This is a genomic window from Acidisarcina sp., from assembly GCA_035539175.1.
In the GTDB taxonomy this organism is placed as follows: Bacteria; Acidobacteriota; Terriglobia; order Terriglobales; family Acidobacteriaceae; genus JANXZS01.
Map to the genome: position 1 here is coordinate 419,517 of DATLIY010000009.1, position 14,235 is coordinate 433,751.

A 14,235-nucleotide genomic window follows, 5' to 3' on the forward strand; every position below is an offset into this window, starting at 1 on the left:
GCCGCCTCTCCTTTACGAAAACCCCGATTCGGCCAGAACTAGAACTGCAGCCGAGCTCCGAGTTGTACGTTACGTCCACCGACTGTTGTTGAGTTAATCTGCCGACCGAATAGGTTTTCCGAAAACGCGTCGCCAGGCTTCGCACCAGCACTCAATCTCAAGTTGGACGAAGGAACGCCAAAGCTCGGGTGGTTAAAAGCGTTGCTCGCGTCTGCTCGAATCTGGAGCTTGACACTTTCCCAGATTGAGAAGGTCTTGCCGGCAGAGAGGTTAAATACATTGAGCCCGGGACCGTAAAGGCTATTCCTCTTTACGTTGCCGAAGGTTCCGTCGAGCGGCATTGAAAATGCTGCGGGGTTATACCACTCGCGGATACTCCGATGCCGGGGAGTTGGACTGATCCCGGTTGCATTTGGATACTGTTTTCCCGACTGAGCGTAGGTATTGCCATTTGTGGTCACAGTAAATGGATTTCCGGTAGAAAGGACCACCGTACCGGAAAGCTGCCATCCGCCGATCACGGCATCCACAAGAGAATTATTGTTGAGGAACTGTTTGCCTCTTCCGAGCGGCAGTTCATAGAGAGCATTTCCCTTGAACGCGTTACGGACGTCAAAGTTGGAACTGCCATAGTTGGACGATGGATCCAGTGCGCGCTGATAAAACTGGTCTCCCGCGCGGCTTCCCCATCCTGAGGAATCCTGATCATCGAGGAAGTGCGACCAGACATAGTTGAAGTTGAAGCTAAGTCCGGAAGTCAGGCGTTTGCTGATGGACGCCTGGAGCGAGTTGTAGTTAGAGATAGCATTATTGGTGCTTCCTTTGATCTGCCCATACTCCGGATATGGTCGGCTGCCTTTATCGTTTGAAGATAGTTTGGATTCAGGCACCTGATTGATATCCACCGGGAAGTTAAGATTGAATCCATGGCTAGCCACGTAAGCGATCTCAGCCACCAGATTTCTCGTCAACTCATGCTGAATTGCCACGGTCCACTGGTAGATCTCAGGCATTGGAGTGTGAAACTGGTTATAGGTCACGTCGTTTCCATTGAATCTCGTCGGATCGGTTGAAGCTGCTGCGAACGGAAGATTCGCACCGCTCCCGCCAAGCTGCACCACGGGCGTTATGCCGTTCGTCTGATCCGTAACGCTGCCTGAAGATCCAAAGGTGCCTCCCATCCCAGGGCCATAGGCATCCAGGCTCCAATTGTAGGCATAGATACCGAAGCCGCCGCGAATCGTGGTTCCAGGCTGGAACAGCCAGGCAAAGCCAACACGCGGCAGGAATGTGTTGTTGACGTCGTCCTGAAGCGACTTGCGGCCATTTACGTGCGTACTGGCATACCAATAGGCACCATTGGCATTTGTAGCGGGATTGAGCACAGTCGGATCGAAGACGGCGATGTTGTTATGGACTTCGTTCCAGCCATGCCGCATCTGGTAGCGTAGACCGAGATTTAAGGTCAGGTTGGGCCTTATTTTGTAATCGTCCTGGATGAACACCTGTGGAGTCTTCATCCGCGCCCCATACTCCGGAGTAATGCCTGCATTCCACGACTGAGCCTTACCAAGCAGGAAATCCGCATAGTTTAGACCAGTTTCAGAATTCGGCTTGGCGATTCCCGATCCTGGATCCACTTGCCATACCTGTGTATATTGACCGGAAAAATTCATCGCTCCGGCATTCATATTCCCCCACGCTGTGGAGTTGTCCTGGTACATCAGGAACTCGCCGCCAAAGTGAAGAATGTGCTTGCCGCGGATCATGGTCACAACGTCAGAGGGATCGAAGACGTGTTCCTTATAAACCGAATTCGAACTCGGCTGAATCCAGGCATACGGATAGGGAGGCCCGAACTGTATCGCGGGAAGATCATCGGCCTTGGCAAACTGCCAACCCAACTTAGAAGCATAGCCATGATTTAGGGCCAGATCTTCAAAGAAGTTTCCTTGCCAGGTATAACCAATTCTCACTTCATTAATGGTATGAGAAGTGATGGTCCATACATCGGTGATCTGCGCGTTATTGTTATCGACATCGCCGGATTGGCAACCAACCGGACATGCGGTCACAGAGCTTGGATACATGACCGGAGTGTCACTCTGCGTGTCGGACATGGTCAGCCTGTTGTTCGGCGTAAGGTCGTAGTCCAGTCTACCGAAGAACTTTCTGTATGGCGTGGACTGCGGAAGGCTGGAATAGAAGTTATTTTCCAGCAATCCTACGCCATTCAACGATCCGGGAACAAACTTCCCGCCGGCGATGTGGTTGGAAGGAGTCGGATAGAGCTTCTGAAAAGCCGCGGCAACGCTATCAATCATGCTGGCTGGGATGGCGTTTTTGCCGGTTTCCTCCAGAAAAGATTTCCTCACCGGGTACGGATTTCCCTTTGAATCATATGCAATTACCTGCGTAGTCGGGTCATAGATAAGGGGCTGCCCGGTAAAGTCTCCATTCATCACATCCGCGGTCGGAATTGTATTAGTGCTGTTGTTGGCAGAACCATGGTTGATGGTCTGGTCATAATTGAAATAGAAGAACATCTTCTTCTTCAGGACAGGACCACCGATGGATCCTCCGAAATTGTTGTAGCGAAGAAAAGGAACCGCCACTTTATTACCAAAACCATAGTGAGCGGCGTTCAAGGCATCGTTCTGCATATAGTCATATGCCGAACCGTGGAAACTACCCGTACCGCCTTTGCTGATCTGGTTAAAGATGATTCCGCCAACACCATACTGAGCAGAAAAAGCAGATGTAGTGACCTGCAGTTCAGAAACCGTCTCAAAGATGGCAGGGTTGGCGTTCTGGCTATGTGACAGTGTAGTAGAAGCGCCATCGGCGAGCACATTGCTATACGGAAGGTTGCCATTCGCCGCGACCGTTTGCCCCGGATTGGCCGAACCCTGAGGTCCCTTGGCCGTACCCGAAGTACCGGCAAGCAGGATAGTGAAGTTTTCCCAGTTCTGGCCGACGTTCGGCAATTGTGCCATTGATTTTGATTCAAGAATCGTCGACTGCTCGCCGGTTTCGGTCTTCAGTTGCGACACATCGGTGTCGACAATCACCTCTTGCTTGGCGGCACCGACACTCAACTGTGCGTTGATCGCGGTTGTGCCAACCTGAAGAGAGAGAGGACCCCGCACCAAAGTCTCAAATCCATCACGAGAGAAGGTGACCTTATAGTTGCCGGTCACAATCGAGCTTGTGTCATAGATTCCGTCCTGGTTCGTGACGAGCTCCTTGGTCACGCCCGTATCGACATTCAGCACTGTAACGCGCACATTGGGAATGACTGCCCCAGTTGCGTCACTTACAGTACCTCGGATGTCCCCAGAATTTGTGCTTTGAGCACGACCGGCAACGGTCGCGCATAGGAGAATGCAAAGCAACATCCAACGAAATAGTTTCACCATGTACCTCCCGAATTAAAAACTGCGTTGATCATCTTTGCTTGCGCATTTCCACACGCATTACGGCATTGTGATCTTCGATCCTGGCCGGCGGGACAATTCATCACCATCCCTGTATCTCGGCCTGTCTATCTAAATCTAGACAAACGATTGCGTTAAAGACAACAAAATGATCACACGAAACACCGCCAACGAGTAAACCTCGCCGCGAGAACGATTGTCAAGCCAAATGTCATGAAGAAAATTTGGGGCTGATTTAGCTATATTTCCCTAGACAATGGCTTGTCTACTTAGGCCATGGAATGGACATGGTTGCTTTTCTACTCCCGACACGGATACCACTTGAAATGGGGTATCCCGCACAATGGATAGAAAACAATCCTTTGTCTAAGGGGCAAACTTCGCATACTATTGCTGGTTACAAAGTCTCGAGTCACGGGTCGAAGGATAATGTCACAGAAAACTCGCCGCGAATTCATGCAGTTATCCGCTTGTGCAGCTGCCGCTATCAGTGCATCCAAAGGATCCCTATTATGGGGTGCCACGGCATCCCCCAGCCGACCGGTCAGTCTGTGGCTCACAGGAGGTACAAGAAGATTTGCGCAGGTTGAGGCTCCACAGTGGAAAGCCACACAGGGTAAGGCCGCTGCGGGGATCCATATCGATCCGACCGTGCGATATCAGGAGATTCTCGGTTTTGGTGCTGCCTTCACAGACGCCTCCTGCTACCTCTTTGGCCAGCTAAGTGCGCAGGACCGGAAGGCTCTTCTCAGCGAGTTGTTCGGAGCGGAGGGGTTACGGCTCTCGGTTGGCCGAACCTGCATCGGATCCAGCGACTATTCCAGGAATGTCTACAGCTATGACGAAGTTGAGCAGCCGGATCCCGAGTTGCAGCACTTCAGCATCGAGCATGATCGCGGTTACATCCTTCCCTCACTTCGGATGGCCCGCGAATTGAACCCGGAGTTGTTCTTATTTTCGAGCCCCTGGAGCCCACCCGGATGGATGAAAGCTGGGGGATCCATGTTGGGCGGCTCTATGCGCCAGAAATATCTGGCTCCCTATGCGGAATATTTTGTTAAGTTCCTGAGGGGCTACGCCGCCGAAGGAGTGAAGATTAACGGGGTTACAGTTCAGAACGAAGTGGACACCGACCAGGATGGACGGATGCCAGCAGCCCTGTGGGCTCAGGAATATGAAGCGGAATTTATCAAGAAGCATCTGGGACCTGCATTGGAGCGCGCCGGCCTCGACACAAAAATCTGGATGCTCGACCACAATTACAACCTGTGGGGCCGCGCGGCAGATGAACTGAGCGATCCTGAGGTCTACAAGTACGTGGATGGAGTTGCATGGCATGGATACGTCGGCACCTCGAGTGCAATGACTCGCGTGCACGATCTCTTCCCCGCCAAGCATGCTTATTGGACCGAGGGAGGCCCGGACATCAGCAGCGCCGACTACGCTACAGACTGGACGAGCTGGTCGCAGACCTTTACTGGAATTCTGAGAAATTGGGCCCGCTGCATCGTTGGGTGGAACCTTGCGCTGGACGAACAGGGAAAGCCAAATATTGGACCGTTCCCATGCGGGGGCCTTGTGACGATCGATTCCAAAACGCAGAAGATCATCCGCAGCGGACAGTATTGGGCATTTGCTCATTTCTCCAAGTCCATCCAGCGTGGAGCCCGCATTGTGGCGTCCCATGGGGAGTTGGCAGGCATCGATCACGTAGCCGCAGTAAATCCAAATGGCAGCCATGTATTGGTGCTCACCAACCACGGGCAGGAGCAGATGGTGCCATGCAGCTTCGGGTCGAGCGTATTACAGGTAAAGGTCCCAAAGAATTCGGTCGCTACACTACTTTGGTAAAGACTGCGGCATACGCCGGCCAATACGGCCCGTCCAATACGTTAGGATCAGTACGAAGCGTTGTTCTTCAAAGTAGAGCGTTTCGATCCACTGTGAAATGAAAGTACGCGGCTGAACTTTTCAAGACTATAGCGATGAAGCCGCAAGAAATGCAGGAATGAAGAAACCTACCAGCGAGCAACAACAATCTGGAAAGCCGCCAGTGCAGGAGCGGGTCAGCCTGAAACAACTGGCGGCGCATCTAGGGCTGAATCCGGCAACGATCTCGGTTGTGCTCAACGACGTACCTGGGCGCTCGATTCCCCAGGTCACGCGGGACCGAATTAAGGCCGCGGCCAAGGAAATGAATTACCAGCCCAGCCTACTGGCTCGCTCCCTTCGCAATCGCCGTACCTTAACGATCGGCATCCTGGTCCCCGAACTAGGAGAGGGATATCACACAGAAGTTATAAGTGGCGTTGGCGATCATTTGGTGAATGCCGGATACTTCTATTTCACCGCTCACCACAGGCACCGCAAAGAACTGGTTGAGGAATACAGCAAGATGTTCATTGGCCGCGGGGCCCAGGGAATTATCGCGATTGATACCTTGCTGGAACACTCCGTATCCATTCCCGTAATCGCCGTTGCGGGTCATCGGCAGATCGAAGGTGTGACCAATGTACAGCTCGATCATCGGCGCGCGGCGGAACTAACCTTGACGCACCTGCATTCGCTAGGCCACAGAAATATCGCCTTCATACGCGGGCAGTCCTTCAGTTCGGACTCAGTCGATCGCTGGAACAACATAGTGGAGATAGCACGGGGGCTGGATATCACAATCCGTCCAGAATTAGTTGTGCAACTGGATCGCGATATGACCTCACCAGAGCTAGGCTATCCTGTGGTGCAGCAATTGCTTGCCTGCAAGACGCCTTTCACAGCCCTGGTCGCATTCAATGATTTTTCGGCTATCGGTGCAATTCGTGCGCTTCAGGATTTCAACCTGCGCGTACCGGATGACGTCTCGGTGATCGGCTTCGACGACATTAAGTCGGCAGCTTATTGCATCCCCCGCCTGACCACCATCCACCAGCCATTGGCAAACATGGGACGAATTGCAGCACAATGTGTTCTCAACCGCATACATGGCACGGAAATGTTCCGCCAGCACATCATCGTCGAGCCTAAGCTGGTCGTTCGGGAATCGACGGGTCCGGTCAAGACAGGTTCTCATGCTACTTCGAGCAAGCGACCTACGATGACTCGCCAGCGCGTGAACCATTCCTAATCCGTACTTGAACTTATAAATAGCGCGTCTTACGAGGAATGCCTCGGAACTGGAGAATAGCGCCAGCCATCCAGCATGACCAGTACGGAGTGAATCCAGAACACAAATACGTCATAGATCGTCGTCCGTGACAGACGTCACATCTAGTTCTCCCTGCGGCAGGAGTATTATCCGCATCCGGAAGGAGCAAGTATGGCGAAGCGGTTCTTTATTTTTGTTCTGGCAGGACTGGCGACACTCACTATTGTTGGCAACGTTCTACAGGGTCAGTCGGGGAGCAAGGTCCCATTGAAGCGCACCTCGGCAACATCTGGTAAAGAGATGTATGAAACCTATTGCACCCAGTGCCATGGCAGGGACGGTACGGGTACCGGTCCAGCCGCTGCTGGGCTGATGAGCCGCCCAACAGATTTAACGCGGCTTGCCAAGAAAAACGGTGGCAAGTATCCCGCGGAACGAGTGGCAAACGTTCTTCGCTCTGGATCTCATGGTTCGCAAGATATGCCCGTCTGGGGTCCCGTATTTCGATCGATGAACAAGGCGAATCCGTCCGGCGAAGAGGAGAAGCGGATCGCCACCATGGTGGAGTTTATTCGTATCTCGCAGGTTAAATAGGCGGACCCGGCATCTCTAGCGGTACGGCTTGTTAGCCAGATCACTAGCGACACAGAGCCACTCCTGCAGAAGGGTTAGCCAGTTCTTTCTCCGGTCAAAGTGGAGCCATCCTTTCCAGATGGCTTCTCAAGACCTGCTACGTCTCATCGCCGGGTCTCTTCCGAAATTGCCACTACACCTGTTGCGGAGACACTGGAAGGTCACGAGAGTTCGTGACCTTCCAGGCCGAGCCCGCACCGGACTCCTACAGTCACACTGCGTTCCAAAGCGAAAGAGATTCCCCTCTCCGAGTGCTACGATGACAGCCAGAATGACAGCGGCCAATCCAGTAACGGCTTCTCTTCTCGCCCTGCTCTTCCTTGCCTCAGCGGGTGCGCAAACAACTTCGCAGATTCCCAGCAAGCCCGTTGTGCTCCATGCAGCCCGATTGCTCGACATCGAGAAGGGACAGATTCTCGCTCCGGGAGAAGTCCTCGTAGCGGGCGAACGCATAGTTGAGGCAGGGACCTCAGTCAATCATCCCCGTGACGCGCAAATTCTGGACCTGGGCGACACCACCCTGCTCCCTGGATTGATCGACGCGCACGTGCATCTCTTTCTTCATCCTGGTGCAGAAGATCTGCAGACCGTGACTGAGTCAGTCCCGGAACGCACGATTCTCGCAGAGATTGCTGCGCGGGAAGATTTGATGGCCGGCTTTACCGCCGAGCGCGATATGGGGACGGAGGGAGCCGGCTCTGCCGACTCCGCTGTGCGCAACGCCATCAACGCAGGCCTTATTCCCGGGCCTCGTATGCTCGTCAGCGGCAATGCCATCAGCACCCTTGGCGGGCATGAAGACGCCATCCATTTCAATCCTGCGGTCCATGTTCCATCGAACGCCACATACGCGAACAGCTCCAGCGACCTCGTCAGCGTGATTCGCCAACAGCTCAAGGAGGGTGCCGACTTCATCAAGATTTACGAGAGTGGACAGGATCAATTCAACGAAGGCAAACTGGCTGCACCCTACCAATACAGCCCTGCCGAGCTCGAGGCTGCGGTAAAGGAGACTGCCCGCATGAACACTCGCGTGGCAGTACACTGCACCACGGAGCCCGGTGCACTCTATGCCGCTCAGTCCGGAGTGGCATCCCTTGAGCACGCGTATCAGCTCAGCCCGGAGACGATGCGCATCCTGCGCGACAAACAGATCTATGCTGTACCGACATTTGCCATTACAGAATATTTTGCAGAGCATGCAGCCACCTCCGAGATGGCCGCCCGCGAACGCGCCTTGCAGCAACTCCACGCGCAGGAGTTTCGTCTGCAACTCGCTGCCGGCGTGCCCATGGCGGTAGGTTCTGACGTGGGTCCATTTCCCCACGGCACCCAGGCTCGCGAATTTATCCTGATGGTGCAATATGGAATGACTCCGCTGGCAGTGCTGCAGGCGGATCTGCTGAATGGCGCCAAACTCCTCGGCTGGCAGGCGCAGATCGGCAAACTGAAACCTGGCTACTTTGCCGATGTCATTGCTGTTCCCGGCAATCCGCTTGAGGACATCAGCGTGCTCCAAAGGGTCAGCTTCGTGATGAAGAATGGCATCCTCTATCGACACTGAAAACAAGTACGGCCGAAACACAGGCGAATGGGGGCTTTGTAGAGTGAAGCAGTGGCGTATTTTCCCGATCTTGAAGGCGGCCGCTATGTTTGCATGCATCTTCTTCCCTGGTGAGACGATGCATGCACAGGCAGCACAGCCACATAAGTGGGCCGTTGTTATTCATGGTGGCGCGGGCGTTATCGAGCGCAGTTCGATGACAGACAAGGCCGATGCAGAATATCGCGCCGGAATCCATGAAGCGCTGGAAGCGGCAGCAGGCGTTCTCGGCAAGGGAGGCTCCTCCCTGGATGCAGTTGAAGCCGCTATCAAGCTGCTGGAAGACAATCCTCTGTTCAACGCCGGGCGTGGCGCAGTCTTCACCGCCGACGGCAGGAATGAACTCGACGCTGCCATTATGGATGGAGCGACGATGAAGGCGGGATCCGTCGCCGGCATTTCGCGCAGTCGCCATCCTATATCCGTGGCACGTGCGGTCATGGATAAGACACCGCATGTAATGCTGATCGGCAAGGGCGCCGACGACTTCTCCGCGCAGGCTGGACTGGAGCAAGTCGATCCCAGTTTCTTCTTCACAGAGGCTCGCTGGCAGAAGTTGATCCAGCAGCTACAGAAAGAAGGCCGGCCCATTCCGCCGCGACCTGCCGGTGCGCCACCTGCTCCAACTATCCCGGCGCCGGCGCTTGAACCAGCAGACGCGCATAAGTACGGCACCGTCGGAGTGGTCGCCCTCGACCGCAATGGAAATATCGCTGCCGGCACATCCACCGGAGGGACACAGGCAAAGCGGTGGGGCCGCGTGGGAGATTCACCGATTATCGGAGCTGGCACGTATGCGTCGAACCAGTCTTGCGCGGTCTCCGCTACAGGTACCGGCGAATACTTTATCCGCCTCACCGTGGCACGTACCATCTGCGCACTCGTCCAGTACGAGCACATGCCTCTGCAATCGGCGGCAGACGAGGTAATCCAGAAGCAACTCGTCGGTATCCATGGCGATGGCGGTGTCATCGCGCTCACTCCGGATGGACAGCTTGCGTGGAGCTTCAATACACCAGGCATGTACCGAGGACGTCTCACCGAAGGCGGCACTCCACACATCGCCATCTACCGTGACGAGCCTTAAGAGCAGTGATCGCGCTCTGCAGCCTGGCCATGTAAGCCACAACTAGTTTTCCGATGCGTCTTCCACAATAGCTCCTCCGTCTAACGTGCAGGCCAACAGATACACCCAGAACGGACGCTTGTTTTGGGCTTATCAATTCAGCCATCTTTACGGCATTTCCAGGAATCGAGTTGGCCTGGCACAAGTGTCACGACAGGGAGACAGAGGGATGACGACCAAGTCACTGCAACGGTGGTGCGTAGTCTGCGGATGCCTGCTGATGTCGCTGGCAGCGCCCTTCGCCGCAATCGGCCAGGAGGCTCACGCTGGCTCCGGGCGCGGCGGATGGATGGGGAATGGATCCATGACGCCTCCGATAACTGGCGTTGTCACCGCCATTGCCTCTGGAGACCTTACGATTCGAACTTCAGAAGCTGAGGTCTATAAGGTCCTCTTCAGCGTCAATACAAGGTTCGTCAAGGATCGCCAGCCCGCCAGGAGCAGTGACGTGAAGGTGGGAGATAGCGTGATCGCGATGGGCGTCGTGGACGCCAAGGCAAAAACAGTATCTGCAGCAGTAGTGGCAGAGCTCGATCCAGAGCAGGCAAAGAAGATGCACGAAATGCAGGCCAATTATGGAAAGACGTGGCTGGCCGGCAAGGTGTCCGCAATCAACGAAACACAATTGACCCTTAGCGGAATGGATGGAAAACCATCCAGCTTTGTTGTCGACGAAAACACCTCCTTCAAGAAGCGCCGGGACAGCATAACCCTTGCTGACATCAAGGTAGGCGATCAGGTTCGTGTGCAGGGAGAAGTTCGGAATGGCACTTTCTTCGCGTCAACCCTGAATGTATTCGAGCCAAGGCCAGAGGGCGAACGTGGTCCACGAGAAGGCATGGGGCCGGGTACGGAGCAGCCGGCACCTCCGCAAAAGTAGCACGGCAAACCGTTCCCAAATTCACTTCCGCACATTGTCATGAGGATTTTTTGGTGCGAACTCTATCTCGATATCTGGTGCCGATGATTGTGGTGTTGACTGCCTGCACACCGCTGATGGCTCAGGATGTTCCGGCCTCGGCGTCACCTGCCGCAGCATCCAGCTCCGCTGAGGTCAAAGGCGGAACCATCCGTGGCTCGGTGAAGTCCGGCAGTGTGCCTCTGCCTGGTGTTGGCGTGACTGCCACCAATACGCTCACTGGCAAAAAATACTCCACCACGACCGATGTGAATGGCAGTTTCTCCATGACCATTCCGCAAAACGGCCGTTATGTCGTCAAAACGGACCTGGCAGGATTCGCCCCCGCTACGAAGGAAGCGCTCCTCAACGCCAGTTCTCACGATCAGCAGATAGAGATCTCCATGATGCTGGCCTCGCGCGTCCAGGCGCAGGAGACACAGCAGAACGCCGCATCCACCCGGCAAGCCGCGGGCGGTGTGCAGAATCTGGCGCTGCTCGGAATGGCTGCCGGTGTCATTCAGGCTGGCGCAAATTCAAGCGCCGAAAGCAGTGGCGCGCAATTGCCTTCTATCGCAGGCAGCTCTGACTTCTCTGGTGATTCTGTAGCGATCAATGGGCAGGCAGGCAGCACCAATCCGTTCGCCAGTGTCGATATGAATCAAATGCGGGAGAACATGGAAAACCAGCGCCAGCAGGAATCCCTCTCGCAGATACCTGGCCAGGGTGGTTCAGCCGGCAGAGACGGCCCTGGCGGTGGAGGCCCTGGTGGCGGTGGCATCTTCTTTGGCGGCGGCAGAAGGGGCGCTGGAAGCTTTAGAAACTTCAAGCCCGATCAGCCTCACGGAGCCATTTATTGGAACGGTGGAAACTCCGCGCTGAATGCGAACCCCTTCTCCTTACGCGGGCAGCCGTCGATCCAGCCTGCCTATGGATCGAACCGATTCGGGGTCACGCTGATCAGCGAACCATTTATCCCCAAACTTACGAAGCCAAGCTCGAAGAGCACGCTCTTCCTCAATCTCAATGGCCAGCGAACCTCCTCTCCGTTTGATCAGTACGCGACCGTTCCTACGTTAGCGGAACGCAGTGGAGACTTCTCGAACTTCACAAATCAGCGGGGAGAGCCAGTTGCGATCTACGACCCGCAGACCGGGCTGCAGTTTCACAACAATCAGATTCCCCTCGACCGGTTAGCCAAGGAAGCGCAGTCCCTGTTAGCCTTCGTTCCGCAGCCGAACCTTCCAGGAACCCTGCAGAACTATAGGCGTCAAACCACGCAGCAAACGAACACGACAACTGCAGGCTTGCGCTATATGCGCAACCTGACAAGTGGCGCAGCTGGTCCAGGACTTCCCGCCTTGTTGTCGCAGTTTGCGAGCACCAAGGGCTTACGCCAGAACATCAACGCCAACTTCAATTACAGTCACTCGGCCAGCGACCGCATCAACATCTTCCCTGATCTGGGTGGCAAGCTATCCTCTGACAATTATTCGTTCGTGCTTGGCTATACGATTGGGTACGGCAAGCTGACCAATAACTTCTCGGCAGGCTGGAACTATGCACAGTCGCAAGTCATCAATTCCTTTACAAGCAAGAAAGATATTGCAACCCAGACAGGAATTCTCGGACCAAATGGAAGCGCCCTGAACGCGAGCCCACTCAACTACGGCTTACCTAGCATTGTCCTGAGTGAATTCAATGGGCTGAACGAGACACAACCCAACCTGCGACTTACGCAGACTATCTCCGTCTCAGATTCAAGCTCCTGGTCTCACGGCAAGCATAACGTTCGGTTTGGTGGAGACTTCCGGCGCGTGCATCTCAATCTTCTCGGCGGCACTAACGCCACGGGAACGTTCTACTTTACCGGCTATGCAACCCAGGCTCCGAATTCAGGAAGCGCTGCTCCGTCGGGATCTTCGCTTGCAGATCTTCTGCTTGGAACCCCACAGGAGACGACCATCCAGTCGCCACAGCAAAAAGCTTACATGCGCGCCAATCAGTGGGATCTGTTCGTGCAGGATGACTTTCGCGTGCTTCCCAACCTGACCCTCCTCGGCGGTCTTCGCTATGAATATTTCTCGCCTTACTCTGAAAAGAGTGATCGTCTCGTCAACCTGGATGTGAACGGAGACTTCTCTCAGGTAAGTGCGGTCTTCCCCAATAGCGTCGGGCCATATTCGGGAAAGTATCCCAGGACGCTCATCGCTCCAACCCGCACTGCTATCGCGCCACGCTTCGGGTTTGCGCTCCGGCCAATGAAGAACACCGTAATACGCGGAGGCTTTGGCATTAATTTCACGGGCGGTCAGTATGCAAACTTCATACAGAATCTCGCCTACCAACCTCCCTTTGCGAATGTCCAGACAAACCAGGTAACGCAGGGCGCGACCCTTTCGTTATCCAATGGCTTCCCTGCTCCGCAACGCATCGGGAACTTCGCCGTGAAGAAGAACTACGCCTTGCCGTACGTCCAGGTATGGAACCTGGATATACAGCGTACTCTGCCTGCCGGCATCGTTCTCAACGTCGGATACAACGGAGCAAAGGGCACGCATCTTGACATCACGAGTGCTCCGGGACGAACTGCATTGGGCACAACCAGCGGAGTCTACTTCAACTATGAGGACTCGGTTGCGTTCTCGAACTTCAATGCGGCGACAGTACGTTTGCGCAAACGCCTTCAAAACGGCGTTTCGCTGGGCTTAACCTACACCTATTCGCACTCCATCGATAACGCAGGATCGATCGGAGGCACTTCCACTGTGGTTGCGCAGAATTGGCAGAACCTGTTGGCCGAGGAGGGTAACTCCAGCTTCGACGTGCGCCACAAGGCCACAGGGGACTACCTCTTTGAACTTCCATTGGGCCCCGACAAGCAATGGCTGAACGGTGGCAACTGGGCCTCCCACGCCTTCAGCAACATCTCTGTGTCAGGTGACTTTACATTTGCCACCGGTGTTCCGCTGACACCGCGATATGGCGCAGCCGCAGCGGATGTCGCGCGTGGCACCGCAGGGTCCTTGCGTCCGGATAAGGTCCAGGGCCTCTCCATCACGGCCGGAGGCGGTTCTCTGGATCACTGGTTCAACCCGCTGGCGTATCGCTCTCCCGCGACATCCTACGGCAATGCATCGCGCAACTCGATTCCTGGGCCGGGCACCATCTCCAACAATATGTCTCTTGCAAAGACGATTCACCTGGGAGATATCCGGAGCCTTGAATTTCGCGCCACGGCAAACAACGTCTTCAATACCGTTCAATATGCAACCGTGGATACGCAAATCGACTCGCATACGGTGGGCCAGGTTACTTCGGCCGCGAGCATGAGGCAATTCAACTTCGTCGCACGCCTGCGATTCTAGGAAAGAGCATGAAGAGAGAAGATCAGCT

General features: G+C 54.9%; 8 protein-coding genes. 7 read left to right on the forward strand and 1 reads right to left on the reverse strand.

The window, feature by feature from the left end:
* Positions 1-38: 38 nt before the first annotated feature.
* Positions 39-3,419 (reverse strand): TonB-dependent receptor, encoded by a 3,381-nt coding sequence (locus VM554_13455; GenBank protein ID HVJ09379.1) that lies wholly within the window; start codon positions 3,417-3,419, stop codon positions 39-41.
* 669 nt (positions 3,420-4,088) lie between these two features.
* Between VM554_13455 and VM554_13460 the strand changes: the two genes are divergently transcribed.
* The 7 genes from VM554_13460 to VM554_13490 all read left to right on the forward strand — a co-directional run bounded on the left by VM554_13460 (position 4,089) and on the right by VM554_13490 (position 14,207).
* Positions 4,089-5,288, forward strand: a complete 1,200-nt coding sequence (locus tag VM554_13460; GenBank protein HVJ09380.1) for a glycoside hydrolase family 30 beta sandwich domain-containing protein — start codon at positions 4,089-4,091, stop codon at positions 5,286-5,288.
* A 157-nt stretch (positions 5,289-5,445) separates the two neighbouring features.
* Complete coding sequence (locus tag VM554_13465; GenBank protein HVJ09381.1) at positions 5,446-6,558, forward strand: LacI family DNA-binding transcriptional regulator; 1,113 nt, start codon at positions 5,446-5,448, stop codon at positions 6,556-6,558.
* A 192-nt stretch (positions 6,559-6,750) separates the two neighbouring features.
* A complete protein-coding gene (locus VM554_13470; GenBank protein ID HVJ09382.1) occupies positions 6,751-7,173 on the forward strand; it encodes a cytochrome c in 423 nt (140 codons plus the stop codon).
* Positions 7,174-7,471: 298 nt separating this feature from the next.
* Positions 7,472-8,776: an amidohydrolase family protein gene (locus tag VM554_13475; GenBank protein ID HVJ09383.1), complete on the forward strand. Its 1,305-nt coding sequence runs from the start codon at positions 7,472-7,474 to the stop codon at positions 8,774-8,776.
* Between the two features lie 85 nt (positions 8,777-8,861).
* Positions 8,862-9,902 carry an isoaspartyl peptidase/L-asparaginase gene (locus tag VM554_13480; protein ID HVJ09384.1) on the forward strand — a complete coding sequence of 347 codons (1,041 nt, stop codon included), beginning with the start codon at positions 8,862-8,864 and terminating at the stop codon, positions 9,900-9,902.
* A gap of 208 nt (positions 9,903-10,110) precedes the next feature.
* On the forward strand, positions 10,111-10,821 hold the full coding sequence (locus VM554_13485; GenBank protein HVJ09385.1) for a DUF5666 domain-containing protein: 711 nt from the start codon (positions 10,111-10,113) through the stop codon (positions 10,819-10,821).
* 53 nt (positions 10,822-10,874) lie between these two features.
* Positions 10,875-14,207 carry a TonB-dependent receptor gene (locus VM554_13490; protein ID HVJ09386.1) on the forward strand — a complete coding sequence of 1,111 codons (3,333 nt, stop codon included), beginning with the start codon at positions 10,875-10,877 and terminating at the stop codon, positions 14,205-14,207.
* Positions 14,208-14,235 lie beyond the last annotated feature (28 nt).

Excerpts from the sequence above, each read along its gene's own strand:
- VM554_13455 (HVJ09379.1), bottom strand. The coding sequence starts at position 3,419 with ATGGTGAAACTATTTCGTTGGATGTTGCTTTGCATTCTCCTATGCGCG.
- VM554_13465 (HVJ09381.1), top strand. The coding sequence starts at position 5,446 with ATGAAGAAACCTACCAGCGAGCAACAACAATCTGGAAAGCCGCCAGTG.
- VM554_13470 (HVJ09382.1), top strand. The coding sequence starts at position 6,751 with ATGGCGAAGCGGTTCTTTATTTTTGTTCTGGCAGGACTGGCGACACTC.
- VM554_13475 (HVJ09383.1), top strand. The coding sequence starts at position 7,472 with ATGACAGCCAGAATGACAGCGGCCAATCCAGTAACGGCTTCTCTTCTC.
- VM554_13480 (HVJ09384.1), top strand. The coding sequence starts at position 8,862 with ATGTTTGCATGCATCTTCTTCCCTGGTGAGACGATGCATGCACAGGCA.
- VM554_13485 (HVJ09385.1), top strand. The coding sequence starts at position 10,111 with ATGACGACCAAGTCACTGCAACGGTGGTGCGTAGTCTGCGGATGCCTG.